The organism is Planococcus rifietoensis, from assembly GCF_001465795.2.
GTDB lineage: Bacteria > Bacillota > Bacilli > Bacillales_A > Planococcaceae > Planococcus > Planococcus rifietoensis.
On record NZ_CP013659.2, the window covers coordinates 1,561,608 to 1,578,369 of the forward strand.

The following is a 16,762-nucleotide window of genomic DNA, read 5'->3' on the forward strand; positions in this document are numbered from 1 at the left end:
TTGGGAAATTCATTTTTTAGGGCAGGATATCAGAAAAAACATAAAAAAAAATCAGCGGAGGAAATCCCCCGCTGATTCGTAACTGCTATTTTATTCAGCGATTTTTCGCCGGCACCGGCAAGACATTCTGCCAGAGGTGTTCAATGCGCAATTCCTCTTCGGTCAATAGCAAATGGATTTCGCCATGATCGGAAGAAGAACGGATGAGTCGTCCGACGCCTTGCTGCAGACGCAGCTGCATGAACGGCAAGTCGATCTCTTCTAGCGGATGTTCGCTGAATTTACGTTTCGCGTCGAATACCGGATCGCTCGGCGGCATCGGCAAGTCGACAATGATGACTTTCGTCAAGGCATCGCCAGGCAAATCCATCCCTTCCCATAGATGGTGGGAACACAGCACTTGGAATTTACCTTCCTGGAAATCACGCACGACGGACGATAGCTCACGGTCGCCTTCGAACTCGATGGCAAGTGGCGTGTCTGTCGGCACTGCGCGTTTGAATGATTGCATGGCGGCTTTTGATTTGAACAACACCAAGGTTTGTCCGCCTTCCGCTGCCAACTCCAGTACTTTTGGCGCTTTTGCCTGCTGTGCAACTGGATGCTTGAAGATCTCCATCACTTCTTCGTATTCAAATGGCGATGGCACTGAGAACGATTCGAAATTGTCGATCCCCAAAGTATCCGCCAAATAAGTGAAATCTTTCGCGACAGACAATGTGGCGGAAGAAAAGACAATCGGCAGTTTGCCATCGAATAATTTCTCCTCGAGAATATCCGTCACAAGGCGTGGCATGATGACCAAGGTTTCAATTTCATCTTTTTCTTCAAGCCAACTGATCGCGTCGCCATTTTCAACAAACAAGCCCATCGAGAAGTTATACTGCTCAAAATACTCCTCGGCCAAATTGAGTTCATATTCAGGAATGCTGAACAATTCTCCCTCAAAGACGAACTCTTCCAATAGGCTGTCAACGGTTCGGATCAATTCTGTTCCGATGCGTTTCAGCAGCGGGTCTTCCTGGATCGCTTTGCGGTCTTCTTCACTTGGAATCAAATTGCTGCGCAGTACACGGAAAAATTCGGTATGCAAATCGATGGTCCGTTCAATAAGGCCAAGTGTCTTTTCACGGACGCCGTCGACCATGACTTTTTCTGTCACGTCGTAAAGCGAGCTTTCCTGCACTTCATAAGTAAGCGCGCGCTGTGCTGCAAACTCCAATAAATGGCCTTCATCAAGCACGATTTGGGAAACTTCCGGAAGCAACGGCGCCTGGCCTTCATGCTTGCGGTTTTCTTTCGTCCAAATATGCTCCATCAGGAAATCATGTGAACAAATGACAAGGTCAGTTGCTTCGCGGTAATGGTTACGGTGCAGCGTCTGTCCGCATTTATTACGCATATCGCATGCGTTGCAGTTTTGGATCGGGTGATAGTTGACTTGCTGCCACTGGTCATCGGTCAATTCCGGATAACTTGAGCGTTCGCCATATGGATACATTTGCTGCATTGAATAGGTTTTGTTGACGAATTCTGGAAGCGTATCTTCGATATGGTCGAGAAAATCCGCTTCGCTGCGTTTTTTCGCCCCTTCGAAACGCTGCAGGCATAAATATTGGTCGCGCGATTTCGCAAGGCGGACATCGAGGTTCAAATTGAACAACTCATCCAACCGGTCGATATCGCCGCCTTTTTTCACCAATTGCTCGATCAATGCCTCATCGGCACAAGAAATGAGCGCGGGCTTTCCTGTATAGCGTGCGTACGCAATCGCTGGCAATAAATACGCCATCGTCTTGCCTGTTCCTACACCAGCTTCTGCAAATAGCACTTGTCGTTCTTTCAACGCTTTTTCCAATTGAAACGACATGAAAATCTGTTCATCACGAAGTTCATACCCTTTTTCAGGCAGAATATCGTAGAAGATATCCCCGATCCAGTCGTTCAATGAGTCAAAGAACGTTTTATCTTTGGATAACGGAAATGGCAATGCTTGTCTCATATAAAACCCCTCACAGAGAAACGGAAGGGCTGGCGCCCTTCCGTTTCCTCATTTATTTTTTGGACGTTCTCCCCAAAATTGGAACAGGTCCGTGCGGATAAAGCCATTGTATAATTTGCGTTTTTTCGTCGCTTTTTGACCGTAGAGTTTTTCAAAGCCTTCCATTGAAGACAGCATATAAACAGACCATGTCGGGTATTTCGAGAACATTTGCCCCATATCCTCGATCATTTCTTCGATGACTTCCACTTCACCGATCCGCTCGCCGTATGGCGGGTTTCCGATGACAACACCGTTCTCTTCCGTCGTCGTGAAATCTGTCACTTGGCGCTGCTGCAAGCGGACAATTCCTGCAAATCCCGCTTCAATGACGTTTTCTTCGGCGATTTGGATCATCCGGTGGTCGATATCCGTACCGAGAATATTGAGCGGCTGATCGTAATCCGCTTGTTCTTCCGCTTCAGCTCGGACTTCATCCCAAATCTTGGATCCAACCCATGGCCATTGTTCGCTATCGAATTCACGGTTATAGCCCGGTGCGATATTTTGCCCGATCATTGCCGCTTCGATAACGATTGTCCCTGAACCGCAGAACGGGTCGACGAACGGGCGGTCTGGGGTCCAGCGCGACAACTTGACGAGCGCAGCTGCCAAAGTTTCCTTCAGCGGTGCTTCGCCTTGCCCGACGCGGTAGCCGCGTTTATGGAGTCCGGCTCCGCTTGTATCGATCGATAACTGCACTTTGTCTTTTAGGATCGATACTTCGATCTTAAAGCGCGGTCCCGACTCATCCAAAAAGGCGTTGCGGTGGTATGCTTTTTTCATTCGTTCGACAATCGCTTTTTTGACGATTGACTGGCAGGTCGGCACACTGTGAAGCTTCGATTTAACCGATTTTCCCTGTACGGGTAATTCAGCATCGACTGGCAAATATTTCTCCCATTCGATTGCTTTCGTCTGTTCAAACAAATCATCGAATGTCGTCGCTTCGAATTCGCCGGCGATCAGTTTCACGCGGTCAGCTGTTCGCAGCCAAAGATTCGTTTTCGCGATATCGCGGGCCGTTCCTTCGAAAAATACTTTGCCGTTGTCTGTCGTCGTTTCGTACCCAAGTTCTTTTACTTCATTCGCCACGATGGATTCGAGCCCCATCGCTGCAGTGGCCAGTAATTTATAACTAGTCATAACAACTTCCTTTCCGTCTTCCTAATACCTGTTTTGGTCATATAGCAGCTACTGCTGACACTACCAGATGTCGATAGGCGGCAGCTTGAACCATATATAATTTTTTACTTCAAATTTTTCTTCATTCATATGAAGAAAGGCTCCCCAACAGGAGAGCCTTTCAAAAAAGATAAGTTAAGACCATTCAAAATTCTATAAGCCATGTTTTGTCTCCACGTACTCAAACAGCCAAAGCCTCGTACTAGCGGATGGCAATCATCTATCTGCGGATTCACTCCGCCTCTTCCGTCGGTTCATTTCCCTTGGAAAAGTGCCCCTACCATAATTTGGGTTTCTCACTCGCGGGGTTTACCTCGTTCCACCTGCATAGTTTCCTAGACAGCTCCGTCACTGTGGCACCTTCAGGGTATTTCGGCCATATCCGAAGACTTAGGCGTTCTACCCGCCGTCAGCATTACTGCTGCCCCAGCTTATTGTTTCGCTGAGCGCGATCACTACGGTCATCGCAGATCCGTGTGAGCATGGACTTTCCTCTCCCGCATCAAGTGCGGGAGCGATTGCCAGAATTTCAAATGGCTAACTAAGTATACGCTATTCAGCCGCTGTTGACAAGCTTGTTATCTGTTATCCAGCTTGTTGCCGAATACGTGATTTTCCAAATGGGACAATCTACGCAAAATATCAAAATTGGTCGTTCCAGGCGCGGGAGTTGCTTGCTTTTTTGGCGATTCCTCCAGCTCCGTGCGCAATCGACGGTTTTCATTTTGCAATTGTTCGATTTTTTTGTTGTACAATTCATAGTCTTGAATGACTTCATCCAGGAAATGATCTACTTCGTCCTGATTGTAGCCGCGCATGGCTGTTTTAAAGTCTTTTTCTAAAATGTCTTTTGCTCCATATTTAATATCCATTCGAATCGTCCTTCCATTAAAAGAAACTTCGTGAAATATGTCTATTCCTTACGGCTAGTATAGCATAAGCGATATTTAACGTGTTCTGTGAACCGTAGATTCGGCGGCTTTTTTTCTTTTTTTCTCCTCGAGCCGCAATTCGCGCTTGGCCAAGTCATCCAATATCGACTGCCTGACTTTCGTATGGCTGGCAGCTTCTTTTGCAAAACCGGTCATGACAAGTGCCTGCGATGGGTCTTTGAATTGATGTTCGTGAAGTTTCGCTAAATGCACCCATGCCTCCACTTCCACAGGGCCGCGCAGATGAGGCGCTGCTTCTTTGAACAATTGAAGCGCTTCCGCAAATTCGCCTTTGCGTTTTTTTTGGACTGCCAGCAAAAAGCGGGCAAGCGCCCCGGCGTCTCCGCGCTCAAGCGTGACATGCTCGAGATAAGCGGCGCTTTGGTCGAATTGCTTCAAGTCCGCGTACCATTTGCCGATATTCGTATAGGCGCCGCTCGATTCGCTTGAGAGGTCCTCCATCAGCAAATCGGATGACCGGATGTACAGCGACACAAGCGAGAGGATGTCCAGTTCATTATGGTATAACACTTTCGCCAAGCCTTCCGGAAAACCGCTTTTGACTGCATCGAGATAAATTGCGGGGATCAAATATCCCGGCACGTCACCGCTGCGGGCAAAGCCGAGCTTTTCTTCTTCGATGACGCTGAGCTTGAGCCGCTGCAATTCGTTTTTCCAGATCCGTTTCGTGCCGTGGAATAAATCGATTTGCTTCGGGTCAGGCAGTTTCGGCAAGGCCCCGCGGTGCATCGTCCAGCGTGAATGAAGCTGCGGCCAGTCAAAGCTTTTGCCATTATAAGAAAAAATGACCGAATCCTGGGCTTGCCACAAATTCGACTCATAGAGAAAAGCCGCCTCTTGCGACGGATCCGGCATGATCCATTGGGTCATTTCAAAGCCGCCCGGTTTTCGTTCCAATACGCCGATCAGGAAAATATATGCCCCCGTGCCACCAAGCCCTGTCGTTTCCGTATCGAAAAACACCAAAGGAGCCTCTTCCGAAAGTTTGAACGGATGATCATACTCGGTGTTCTGCCATGCTTCAAGCACGCGGTCGAGTTCGCCCAGCACGACATTGCCGTGACGGTAATCAAGCGGATATGCGATTTTCTTCTCAAACACAAAACCGAATTTATTTTCCTTTAAGGTCAATCCGATTTTTTTCCATTGCAGTTCGTGAGACGGCCGTACAGGAGTCGTTTGCGCTTTTCGGGCTGCCGGTTTTTTATTCAGCATGCCTTTCATCTGCATCAACTTGTTTTCAAAAGACATACGCTCACCCCTCTTTCTCCAATTCCACGAGCAATTCGATGACGCGCCCTTTCATATCCATCGCTGCATCCTGAGCGCCGATGCACGACGGACAACCGTCGAAGCATGGGCATTCCGTGACGTGCTGGCGCGCTTTTTCAAGCAGCGGCTGCCATAACTCATAGATGCGCTCGCTGATGCCGATGCCGCCTGGGTAGGAATCGTGAATGAAAAATGACGGCTGATCGTTATGCGGCGATTTCACTTGAGGCACGACATGGACGTCCCTCCGGTCACATTGCACGAATATTGGGATAAAGCTTTCGATTGCATAAGCCGCGCCGGTCATCATATCCGACAAATCCGAATCGCTGAAATCCGCAGGCTTGTCGAAGCTGAGCCAAGTCGATGAAGTATGCAATTCTTCTGCTGGGAGTGAAATTGGCCCAGAGCCGATATTGTCATGCGTATCGAAACGGATTTTCTTGAAAATTGTCGGCATGGCCAGAACCGCCACATCGCCGTAATACACATTGGATTGATGCAGTTTCCGGTGCTTGTCTTCGCTGATCACTTTTAATTCAATCGCGAGATTCGCGTCGGTGAAATAATCGACATCCACTTCGCGCACATACGCTTTTTTTTCTTCCCAGTCCAAAATCTCCACTTGGAACTGAGTGCCTTGGTGAAGGTAGATCGCTTCTTCGTGCAAAAGTGTCATGGCGCTGAAGCGGTCCATCTCGCCGATGACTTTCGTATCGGCCGGAACCGATTGATCGACGATGACGACGTTTTCCTGTGTCGCCGAGCGCAAGGAAATATCGTGCGCCGGGAAACGGTCGCTCATCCAATGCCAACGGTCTGATGTCCGGACGAGAACCCCTTCTTCCTGAAGATATTCAAGCAAGGCCTGGACATCAAATTCCCCGTACATATCATCTGTCGAAAACGGCAGTTCAAACGAGGCGCATTTCAAATGATCCATCAAGATGATGATGTTCTCCGGATGGATGCGCGCTTCTTCCGGTGATTGGTCGAGAAGATATTCCGGATGGTTGATGATGTATTGATCGAGCGCTGTCGACTGGGCAACATAGACGACGAGCGATTCGTCCTGGCGTCTGCCTGCACGGCCTGCCTGCTGCCATGCGCTCGCGATATTGCCTGGATAGCCGGTCATGATGCACGCCTGCAATTGGCCGATGTCGACACCGAGTTCGAGTGCATTAGTCGATACAACACATTGGATGGAACCGTCGCGCAAGCCTTTTTCGATGGCGCGCCGCTCCGAAGGCAAATAACCGCCGCGGTAGCCTTTAATCGATTCGTCCTGCAACTTATATTTCGTAATTTCGTTTAAATAAGTTACCAGCATTTCCACGCGCACGCGGCTTTTGGCAAAAACGATCGTTTGGACACCTTGCTTGACAAGATATGTCGCCAAATCACGCACTTCGAGCACCGCACTGCGCCGGACGCCGAATGTCGGGTGGACGATCGGCGGATTATAAAACAGGATATGCTTTTTGCCCGCTGGCGCGCCATTCTGGTCGATCAATTCATGATCGGTATTGGTCAAACTTTCAGCCAGCTGCTTCGGATTGGCGATGGTCGCCGACGTACAGATAAAGACCGGATCGCTGCCGTAAAAGTTGCAGATGCGTTTCAAGCGGCGGATGACATGCGCCACATGGGTGCCGAACACTCCTTTATAGGTATGGAGCTCATCGATCACTATATAATGAAGGTTCTCGAAAAGAGACACCCATTTCGTGTGATGCGGCAAAATGCCGGAATGGAGCATATCAGGATTAGTCATGACGATTTGTCCGGCTTTCCTTACCTTGGTGCGGATCGACGGGGACGTGTCGCCGTCATAGGTATAAGACAGGATCGACTGCTCGGTCTTTTCGATTAAATCGTGCAAATCACTTTTTTGGTCTTGCGCCAAAGCCTTTGTCGGAAACAAGTACAAGGCGCGTGCATTCGGGTCATTCAATATTTTGTGCAGCACCGGCAAATGATAGCAATACGATTTGCCGGATGCGGTCGGCGTTACGGCTGTAAATGAATTGCCCGCTTGCGCCAAGTCGAACGCCTGCCGCTGATGGGTATACAATTGTTCGATGCCTTTCTTGCGCAATGCCTGTTTCAGGCTATCGTGCATCGCTTCCGGAAAATCGGCATAGCTTGCCGGTTTTTCAGCTTTCGTGTGCCAGTGGTAAATGCGCTCCATCATCTCCGGCTCCACTTTCCACTCTTTAAGGATTTCCGGTATCGTCTTTTTGATTCTCATTGTTTCTCATCGCCCTTTTCATCTATCGCTGTAAGCAAGGTCTGTATCGTGTACTGAGCCGCTTGGATCGTTTGGACAAAACGTTTTTTGCTTGTATCTTTATAGAAACTTTGGACGAATACTTGCCCCATGCCTTCTGCCGCATTGTCGATTTGCAGCTTGTGGACGTATTTCGGCCGTTCGTTCCGGATAAACATAAGCGAAGCATCTTTCCATTCATCTATGGCAGCATGCCATTTGTCGGCATACGGTTTTACATCTTGAAAAAAATCAGGATCTGCATCCAGTTCACGCATTTTCTTAAAGCGCGCGAGACACATATCGCATTCGTGGTAAAGATCGGTTGATAATTGCTTGAGGTCCATTTTTTTCCCCCTCCATAGCCATTAGTTTATCACAATCCGGCAAGCCATATACAGTTTGCCGAACAAGCATTCTTTTCAGTTGGAGATGGCTCAAAAATCCGCTATTATTAGGAATAAAGTTCGGAAACCTTTCATCATATTTGTCGTCTATGTGCGTGTGATATGATAAAGTAAGCGAGGTGTATCACAAATGGCGATCAATTACCCAAACGGAAAGAAATTTTCTCCACCGAAGGATCAACCGGTGCAGAAAAAGAAAAAAGATGTTTCATTCAGCAATCGCGGGAAAACCCTGGAAGATGAACTGAACGAAACGAATAGTTTTTATTTGCAGCGCGGGCTCGCCGTCATCCATAAAAAGCCCGTGCCGGTGCAAATCGTGCGTGTCGAATACCCGTCACGAAGCGCCGCGGTCATCCGGGAAGCTTATTTCCAAGCGCCCTCGACGACCGATTATAACGGCATCTGGCAAGGCCGCTACGTCGATTTCGAAGCGAAAGAAACCGAGATTCGGACCTCCTTTCCGCTAAAGAACATCCACGAACACCAAGTGCATCATATGGCAGACATCATCCGCCACGGGGGCCTGGCCTTTTTGATTATCCGATTCTCTTCCCTCGACCGCTATTTCGTCTTGCCATTCGAAATACTGGAAACCTATTGGAAGCGAATGGCCGCCGGCGGCAGAAAATCGATGACTTTGGCAGAAGTGGAAGAAGCTTCGGTTGAAGTAAAGCCAGGCGCATTTCCGAGAATCGATTATTTATCCGTGCTCCATCAGCTAATGAAATAGCATATACATGAAAGTGAGGAAGCGCTAGTGAGTGATAAGAAAATATCGCGTGAAGAACGCAGAAAATCAATTGAACGGCAACGGAAAAACTCGAACAAACAAAAGAAATCCGGTGCAAAAACGTGGATCAAAAGAGGATTTCTGGCCATTGCCGCATTAGCGGTTGCTGGCTTTCTGTTCGGGGTCGTCCTATTCGCTGTTTATGCGTCCAGTGCGCCTGAACTCGACGAAGAACTGTTGAGAGATCCGATCAGCCCGGTATTCCTGGCAAATGACGGTGAAACCGAAATCCCGTATTTCACCGCCCAAAATCGTGAATATGTGGAATATGACGACATTCCGCAAGTAATGGAAGATGCGATTCTAGCAACTGAAGACAATCGCTTCTACGACCATTCCGGAATCGATTTGATTCGCCTCGGCGGTGCAGTCGTCGCCAACATCACAGGCGGCTTTGGTTCTCAAGGAGCCAGTACCATTACCCAGCAGGTCATCAAGAACTCCTTCCTGTCCAATGAAAAAACTTTGAAGCGTAAAGCACAGGAAGCCTACTTGGCATTCAAGCTTGAACAGGAATATTCCAAAGAAGAAATTTTTGAAATGTATTTCAACAAGATCCTAATGTCAGGCAATACGTACGGCTTCGGTACAGCTGCAGAGCAATTCTTCGGAAAACCAGCGGCTGAACTGGAACTTCACGAAGCTGCCCTCCTTGCCGGCATGCCGCAAAGCCCGAACCGCTACAACCCATTCAAGAACCCGCAAGCCGCTGAAGAGCGCCGCGATGTCGTCTTGAATTTGATGGAACAGCACGGGAAAATCGATGCAGCACAAAAAGAAGAAGCATGGAACACGCCAGTCGAATCGACCCTTGTTCCGGAAGATCAGCGCACCACAACAGAAGAAAGCACCGAATACACGGCATTCATGGAAATGGTCGTCGATGAGCTCGAAGCCCTAGAAGGCGGTTATTCGCTCGATGAAGGCTTGACGATTTACACGACACTTGAGCCGTATGTGCAAGAACGCGTTAATGAGACGATGGAATCAGACCTCTTCTTTGATGACGAAGTCGAATCCGCCATGACGGTCGTTGACACAAAAACCGGCGGCATCAGCGCAGTCGGTGCAGCACGTGAGTACGAAGGCGATGTGCGCAGAAACTTTGCAACATCCAAAGACCGCGTCATCGGCTCGACGATCAAGCCGCTTGTCAGCTACGGACCAGCCATTGAGTATTTGGATTGGTCGACCGGGCAGACATTAGTCGATGAAGAATATTCCTATAGCAGCGGCCAGGAAATCCGCAACGTCGACGGCCAGTTCCTCGGGCCAATGACAGCGCGCGAAGCCCTGTACCGCTCACGCAACATCCCAGCAGTTAAAGCGCTGGCTGAAGTCGGATCTGATAATGCAAAAGACTTTATACAAAAACTCGGTTTAGATTTAGATAATGTATATGAATCTACGGCACTCGGCGCAGACAATATTTCCTCTGTCGAACTAGCCGGCGCTTTTGCGGCTTTCGGCAATAATGGAGTATTCACTGAACCGCACACGATCAAGAAAATCGTCTTCCGCGACGGTTCAACTGAAGAAATTGTCGCCCCTGAACCTGTGACGGCAATGAAAGACAGCACTGCCTATATGGTGACAGACATGCTGCGTGATGCAGTCGATACAAGCATCGCCGGAGCGACCGGCAAAGAAGCTGCTATCAGCGGATTGGATATGGCCGGTAAAACTGGTACATCCAATTATTCTGAAGAAAATCTTCAGGAATACGGACTCGATGCAAGCTCTGCACGAGATGTTTGGTTTGCAGGGTATACAACAGATTATTCCATCTCTGTGTGGAGCGGTTACCCTGATGTTCGAACACCAATCGACACCGCTTCGAACGAACGCCTGCTTGCACAGCGTTTGTTCAAGCAAGTGATGAGCCAGATCTCTTCACCGGAAACGGCGAGCTTCCAACAGCCGGATTCAGTTTCACAAGAAGTCATCGAAGTCGGCACTGAACCGCTTCGCTTGGCGAGCCCGTTCACCCCATGGAGCATGCGCAGTGAAGAATTATTTGCAAGGGGGACGGAGCCCAGTACAGTATCAGAGCGATTTGTGGCAGACCCTGACCGACCTTCTGGACTAAGAGCAGACGTCAGCGGCAATACCGCGAACTTGAGCTGGAGCCATGGTTCGGATGATGTTTCATTCGAAGTCTCCGTCAACGGCGAAGTACTGACAACGACAGATGACACCAACTATTCTTATGATGGCCTGGAAGAAGGCGTCACATACACATTCCGTGTCGTTGCCACGCAAAATGGCAGACGCAGTGACCCTGCTTCCACGACCATCGAGATCACGCCTCCTCCTGAAGAAGAGCCTGAGGAAGAGCCGGAAGAAGAACCGGTTGAAGAAGAACCAGTAGAAGAAGAACCGGCTGAAGAAGAGCCGGTTGAAGAAGAGCCAGCTGAAGAACAACCGGCCGAAGAACAACCAGCTGAAGAACAACCGGCTGAAGAACAACCGGCTGAAGAACAACCGGCTGAAGAAGAGCCAGCTGAAGAAGAAGCCGTTGAAACTCCGGATGAGCCCGTGGACACTCCTGAGCAGCCGGAAGAACCGGAAGAAGCAGACCAAGAAGGATCAGGCAGCAATGCCTCCTCTTCCAATGAAAATGGCAACGGGAACAGCAACGATAATGAGAACGGCAACAATGATGGAAATAATAACGGAAACAACTCAAACAGCGAGGACGATGAAGACGCTTCTTGATCTTTCATCCCCTTTTAAATCGTCTGCCCTAGATTTTAGGGCAGGCTTTTTTTGTATAAAAAACCCCGGACAGAAGTGGATTCTGTCCGGGGTTCAATCCTTCACTCAGCTGGATAGCCGATCTTTATGCGTGCAATTTTCTTTTTGAGCTCTCCAAATAATTGCTCCAGCTGGCGAGAAGCTGCATGTGCACTTTTAGAATTTCGCACAAATTCAAGCCGTTCGTTTTCATTTAATGGAGACGGCGCAGTGTTTCCAAACATTTCATCCAGCGTTGTTCGCAATGCTTCGTAAATCTGATAGCCGTGTTCAATGAGCTCGCGGCAATCACCTGCTTGCCGCTGAAAACAGGATTGAATTTCATGTCCTACGTTCGCCCAATCTTCATAGAATGGCGAAACGGCCTGATCAATGGATTTCCGTGACAGCATCATGTTTCACTAGACCTTTTTTATCGCGTTTTTTTCCTTCTCGGCAACGGTCAAATAACGGGCACACGTGACAGCCGGGGTTTTGCGCTTTGCAATGATAGCGGCCGAAAAAAATGATCTGGTGATGCGTTTTCGACCAATCCTCTGCAGGGGTTTTTTTCATGATGGCCTCTTCAACTTGCAAGGGAGAGTCTTTCCAACGGCATAAGCCGAGCCGTTTCGAGACGCGTTCGACATGGGTATCGACGGCCAGCGCCGGCTTATTGAATGCAACGGAAACAACCACATTGGCGGTCTTTCTCCCGACGCCCGGCAAAGTCATGAGCAGGTCGCGGTCTTCCGGCACCCGCCCGCCGTGCTGCTCGATCAGTATCCGACTAAGCGCCTGGATGTTCTTCGCTTTATTGCGGAACAAGCCGATTGAACGGATATCCAGTTGCAATTCTTCCAAAGGAACTGAAAGATAATCTTCCGGCGTATGGTATTTTTCAAACAGATTTGCTGTCACTTTATTGACGAGCTTGTCAGTGCATTGTGCAGACAATAATACCGCAATGACCAAATCGAACGGATTGCGGTGGATCAATTCACAATGAGCATCCGGAAACATATAGTCCATTTCCTCCAGGCAAGCGAGCCATTCTTTTTTCGTCATCATCCTATCACCTGCTAATTCCGTTCTTCCAGCCAATTATAGAATTGCACTTTTTTTGCGGTGCTTTCCTGCGGCTGGATGCGGATGTTTTTTTCCCGGAACGAATTCGCATGCCGTGACACTTGGCTCGACGTCCGGATATTCTTTTTTTTCCACTCGAACAAAATACGGTCAACATAGCGCAAGCTGATCTTCTGCGCGATGACAGCTTCTTTCAATGCCATACGGATAACTTCCGGGGTATGGCCGTCCTGGTCCATCCACATGGAAATCGTCTCGATCTCCATCGGCGATAGAAAGCGGCCGAACTCTTGCTCAAACAGTTGGAAGATCTCGCCTTCCTGTTCTTTTTGCGTATGCTCTTTTTCGGTTTGCGCTTGAAGTTCTAAGCAATCCACGAGTTTGTCCCATAGAGGCTGGAGAGAAATCGTCTCGGTCAGCATGCCATCAACCGTTTCCTGGCGTATCGATAAATAGCCCTGCTGCATCAATTTCTGCAACATCGTCGTCACGCCATTCTGGCTAGCCGACATCCGGGAGGCGATTTCATCCGGCGTCGGGAACACGTTCCCTGCCTGTTGGAAGGAATGAATTTGCAATAGCATGATCGCTTCCTCGTCACTGATCTTCAAGCGCCGGTAAAACTGAAAAAAAAGCTGGGAAATGGTCACATTTCCCTGCTCAATCCATTGTTGCAATCGGTCAGACTGTTTCATATCCCAACCACCTTTCTGTATGCAAATTTCTAGCTGTCTAAATCTATTAGGATATTTCAGGTACTGCTCCAGAAATCTCGTATAAAGGATTTCTGGAGCAGTTGTTTAACTTTTTAAGGGTACAGACGGTTCAACAAACGCGGGAATGGAATGGATTCGCGGACATGTTCTGCCCCGCTGATCCAAGCGACGGTGCGTTCAAGGCCTAAACCGAATCCTGAATGCGGTACCGCTCCGTATTTGCTGAGATCCAAATACCATTCGTAGGCAGCTTCGTCCAGGTTATGCTCTTGGATGCGCTGTTTCATTAGCTCATAATCATGGATGCGTTCAGATCCGCCAATGATTTCACCATAGCCTTCAGGTGCGATCATGTCAGCGCATAGCACGACGTCGTCGCGGTCTGGATGCGGCTGCATATAGAACGGTTTGATGCCGATCGGGTAATGCGTGATGAAGATCGGCATATCGTAGCTTTCAGCCAACGCAGTCTCGTGGGGCGCCCCGAAATCTTCGCCCCATTTGATATCGTCAAAGCCGTTGTCGTTCAGCCATTTGATCGCTTCGTCATATGTGACACGCGGGAACGGTGCTTGGATTTTTTCCAACTTCGTTGTGTCGCGGCCAAGACGCTCGAGTTCAAGCTGGCAATTCTTCAAGACGGATTGCACAATATGCGCCACATACTGCTCTTGGACTTCCAAGCTCTCAGCATGTTCCACAAAGGCCATTTCCGGTTCAATCATCCAGAATTCAATCAAGTGGCGGCGGGTTTTCGATTTTTCAGCACGGAAAGTCGGGCCGAACGAGAACACTTTACCTAATGCCATCGCAGCCGCTTCCATATAAAGCTGGCCGGATTGTGATAGATACGCATCTTCATCGAAGTATTTCGTCGCAAACAATTCCGATGTGCCTTCCGGCGACGATCCCGTCAGAATCGGCGGGTCTACTTTGACGAATCCATTGTCATTGAAGAATTCGTAAGTGGCACGGATGATTTCGTTGCGGATTTTCATGATGGCGTGTTGTTTTCTTGAACGCAGCCATAGATGGCGGTTGTCCATCAAGAATTCAGTGCCGTGTTCTTTCGGCGTAATCGGGAAATCTTTCGCTTCCTGGATCACTTCGATCTCTGAAATGGCCAGCTCGTAACCGAACGCAGAGCGCTCGTCTTCTTTTACTTCACCAGTCACATACAATGAAGTTTCTTGCGTCAATGCTTTCGCTTTGGCAAAGATTTCTTCGCCTACTTCTGCTTTAACGACGACGCCTTGCACGAAGCCGGAACCGTCGCGCAATTGAAGAAAGGCGATTTTGCCGCTTGAGCGTTTATTGGCGACCCATGCGCCAAGCTTGATGGTTTGTCCGTTATATTTTGCCATTTCGGCGATAGTGATTTTTTTCATCTATTAAATAGCCTCCAAATGTATAGTGCTTATTCTTTCCAATGCTTGTGAACAAATTGGCTGATGCGTTCGACTGCTTGTTCCAATAGCTCGAGTGATGTGGCATAGGACAAACGGATCGTCGAATGCGCGCCAAAGCCAGATCCTGGAATTACTGCCACGTTTGCTTCTTCGAGCAGTGCTTTCGCAAAATCATCAACAGATGAAAAGCCGGTTTTCGCTGCAGCTTCTGAAACGTCCGGCAGCAAATAGAATGCCCCTTGAGGACGCAAAACGGTGAATCCTGGAATTTCTTGCACTTTCGGAAAAATAGCTTCCAAGCGGCTTTCAAATGCCTGGCGCATTTCTTCCACTGCATCTTGCGGGCCGTTATAAGCTTCGATTGCAGCGTATTGTGATGTAGTCGTCGGGTTTGACGTCGAATGGCTCGCAAGGTCGGTCATTGCTTTGATTAATTCCTTATCACCAGCTGCATAGCCGATGCGCCATCCGGTCATCGAATGCGATTTCGATACGCCATTGATGATGACCGTGCGGCTTTTCGCATCTTCTGACAGCTCTGCTACGGAAATATGGGTGGCATCTCCGTAGATCAATTTTTCGTAAATTTCATCGGAAACGATGAGGATATCCGCTTCGCGGCATACTTCAGCGAGTGCTTCAAGCTCTTCTTTCGAGTACAACATGCCCGTTGGATTGCTTGGCGAGTTGATGATGACGGCTTTTGTGCGGTCTGTAATCGCTTCGCGCAATTGTTGGGGAGTGATTTTATACGATTGTCCGGCAGTCGCTTCTATGTAAACCGGGACGCCCCCTGCCAATTTCACCTGCTCCGGATAGCTGACCCAGTAAGGGATCGGGATAATGACTTCATCGTCTTCGTTCAACAATACTTGGAACAGCGTATAAAGTACATGTTTTGCCCCGACACCGACAAGGATTTCATTTTTTTCGTAGCTCAGTCCTTGGTCGCGCTGCAGTTTATCCTGGATCGCTTGCTTTAGCGCTGGCAACCCGCCAGCAGGCGTATATTTCGTCTTGCCTTCTTCCATGGAGCGCTCGGCAGCATCGAGAATGTTTTGAGGTGTATTGTAATCCGGTTCTCCTGCCCCAAGCCCGATGACGTCGACGCCTTGTGCTTTTAGTTCATTCGCTTTTGCCGTAATCGCCAATGTCGTGGATGGCGTTAAGGTCTGTACGCGGTTTGCTAATTTCAACAAATTGATCAACCCTTTCACAAATTCAATATGCGCTTCCACCAAGTGCCGTCTTCCGCCAAGAGATAGACGTAGTTCAAGCGCCCAGCTTCATTCAAAAAGGCGATTTCCCATACAGCCCCGGCCTCTTCCATGCCGAGCTTCGTATGAAGGATTTCCTCGACTTCCATATCTTCCTGAACGATTTCGCGCGCTTGTTGAGCGGTTACTTGGTCTTCAAGCATCAATGCTTCCATGTCCCCTTCTTCAGGAACGAAGGCGGCTTTTATCTGTCCTTCCCCGTCCGTTCCAAGCACTGTAACGGATTGGGTCGAGCTCGAATAGACGTATGCCCGCTCCACTTCATCGAGCAGCCCTTCCGCCTCCACTTTTTCTGCGGCTGCTTGTTCAGCTTCCGAGAACGGTTTATTGCCGAGGAATAAAATGACCAGCACAATGGCTACAGCCAAAAAAGACAGAAAAACGATGATGAATTTCATCCATTCTTTCATATGATCACCTAGGTTTTATAAATTGTGAAAACCGCTTTTGACTGATCGTCTTTATCGAGCGCCAGTCCAAACATCAAATCGCGGTCTTTCAATGTCCGGTTCAATGCATCGACCACTTTGTACAGGTCGGATTGATACTCGACTTGCACAGTATTTAATACTTCGATCTTGGATTCCATTGTTCGGCACTTCCTTTCGATTG

At 48.7% G+C, this 16,762-nt stretch carries 15 protein-coding genes and 1 other RNA gene; 2 read left to right on the plus strand and 14 right to left on the minus strand.

From position 1 onward, the window contains the following. Positions 1 to 94 precede the first annotated feature (94 nt). From AUC31_RS07740 to AUC31_RS07770, 7 genes are all read right to left on the minus strand, one after another. Positions 95 to 2,002 carry an ATP-dependent DNA helicase gene (locus AUC31_RS07740; RefSeq protein WP_058380594.1) on the minus strand — a complete coding sequence of 636 codons (1,908 nt, stop codon included), beginning with the start codon at positions 2,000 to 2,002 and terminating at the stop codon, positions 95 to 97. 48 nt (positions 2,003 to 2,050) lie between these two features. After that, positions 2,051 to 3,187 carry a THUMP domain-containing class I SAM-dependent RNA methyltransferase gene (locus AUC31_RS07745; RefSeq protein ID WP_058380593.1) on the minus strand — a complete coding sequence of 379 codons (1,137 nt, stop codon included), beginning with the start codon at positions 3,185 to 3,187 and terminating at the stop codon, positions 2,051 to 2,053. Between the two features lie 190 nt (positions 3,188 to 3,377). Next, an RNA gene (gene rnpB, locus AUC31_RS07750) (RNase P RNA component class B) lies at positions 3,378 to 3,756 on the minus strand. A gap of 48 nt (positions 3,757 to 3,804) precedes the next feature. Next, on the minus strand, positions 3,805 to 4,098 hold the full coding sequence (gene gpsB / locus AUC31_RS07755; RefSeq protein ID WP_058380592.1) for a cell division regulator GpsB: 294 nt from the start codon (positions 4,096 to 4,098) through the stop codon (positions 3,805 to 3,807). Positions 4,099 to 4,173: 75 nt separating this feature from the next. Then, the gene (locus tag AUC31_RS07760; RefSeq protein ID WP_058380591.1) at positions 4,174 to 5,430 is read right to left on the minus strand and encodes a ribonuclease H-like domain-containing protein; all 1,257 of its coding nucleotides are present in this window, start codon (positions 5,428 to 5,430) and stop codon (positions 4,174 to 4,176) included. Positions 5,431 to 5,434: 4 nt separating this feature from the next. Next, positions 5,435 to 7,705, minus strand: a complete 2,271-nt coding sequence (locus AUC31_RS07765) for a DEAD/DEAH box helicase (RefSeq protein ID WP_058380590.1) — start codon at positions 7,703 to 7,705, stop codon at positions 5,435 to 5,437. Further along, positions 7,702 to 8,070 carry a YppE family protein gene (locus AUC31_RS07770; RefSeq protein ID WP_058380589.1) on the minus strand — a complete coding sequence of 123 codons (369 nt, stop codon included), beginning with the start codon at positions 8,068 to 8,070 and terminating at the stop codon, positions 7,702 to 7,704. The genes AUC31_RS07765 and AUC31_RS07770 overlap by 4 nt, the downstream gene beginning before the upstream one ends. A 190-nt stretch (positions 8,071 to 8,260) precedes the next feature. Here AUC31_RS07770 and recU point away from each other — a divergent pair, with 190 nt between their 5' ends. Beyond that, entirely contained in the window at positions 8,261 to 8,863 is a 603-nt protein-coding gene (gene recU, locus AUC31_RS07775) for a Holliday junction resolvase RecU (RefSeq protein ID WP_058380588.1), read from the plus strand. Between the two features lie 27 nt (positions 8,864 to 8,890). Beyond that, positions 8,891 to 11,641 (plus strand): penicillin-binding protein 1A, encoded by a 2,751-nt coding sequence (locus AUC31_RS07780; RefSeq protein WP_083509143.1) that lies wholly within the window; start codon positions 8,891 to 8,893, stop codon positions 11,639 to 11,641. Between the two features lie 101 nt (positions 11,642 to 11,742). On the opposite strand, the gene AUC31_RS07785 is transcribed toward AUC31_RS07780, so the two are convergent. From AUC31_RS07785 to AUC31_RS17575, 7 genes are all read right to left on the minus strand, one after another. Then, positions 11,743 to 12,075, minus strand: coding sequence for a YpoC family protein (locus AUC31_RS07785; RefSeq protein ID WP_058380587.1), 333 nt, complete (start codon positions 12,073 to 12,075; stop codon positions 11,743 to 11,745). Further along, a complete protein-coding gene (nth, locus tag AUC31_RS07790) occupies positions 12,050 to 12,730 on the minus strand; it encodes an endonuclease III (protein WP_058380586.1) in 681 nt (226 codons plus the stop codon). The genes AUC31_RS07785 and nth overlap by 26 nt, the downstream gene beginning before the upstream one ends. An 11-nt stretch (positions 12,731 to 12,741) precedes the next feature. Beyond that, entirely contained in the window at positions 12,742 to 13,443 is a 702-nt protein-coding gene (locus AUC31_RS07795; RefSeq protein ID WP_058380585.1) for a DnaD domain-containing protein, read from the minus strand. A 113-nt stretch (positions 13,444 to 13,556) separates the two neighbouring features. After that, positions 13,557 to 14,852, minus strand: a complete 1,296-nt coding sequence (gene asnS / locus AUC31_RS07800; RefSeq protein ID WP_058380584.1) for an asparagine--tRNA ligase — start codon at positions 14,850 to 14,852, stop codon at positions 13,557 to 13,559. A 29-nt stretch (positions 14,853 to 14,881) separates the two neighbouring features. Next, the gene (locus AUC31_RS07805; RefSeq protein ID WP_058383629.1) at positions 14,882 to 16,072 is read right to left on the minus strand and encodes a pyridoxal phosphate-dependent aminotransferase; all 1,191 of its coding nucleotides are present in this window, start codon (positions 16,070 to 16,072) and stop codon (positions 14,882 to 14,884) included. A 14-nt stretch (positions 16,073 to 16,086) separates the two neighbouring features. Further along, positions 16,087 to 16,560 carry a hypothetical protein gene (locus AUC31_RS07810; RefSeq protein WP_058380583.1) on the minus strand — a complete coding sequence of 158 codons (474 nt, stop codon included), beginning with the start codon at positions 16,558 to 16,560 and terminating at the stop codon, positions 16,087 to 16,089. A gap of 8 nt (positions 16,561 to 16,568) precedes the next feature. Continuing rightward, a complete protein-coding gene (locus AUC31_RS17575; RefSeq protein ID WP_068869277.1) occupies positions 16,569 to 16,739 on the minus strand; it encodes a YpmA family protein in 171 nt (56 codons plus the stop codon). Between the last annotated feature and the right edge of the window lie 23 nt (positions 16,740 to 16,762).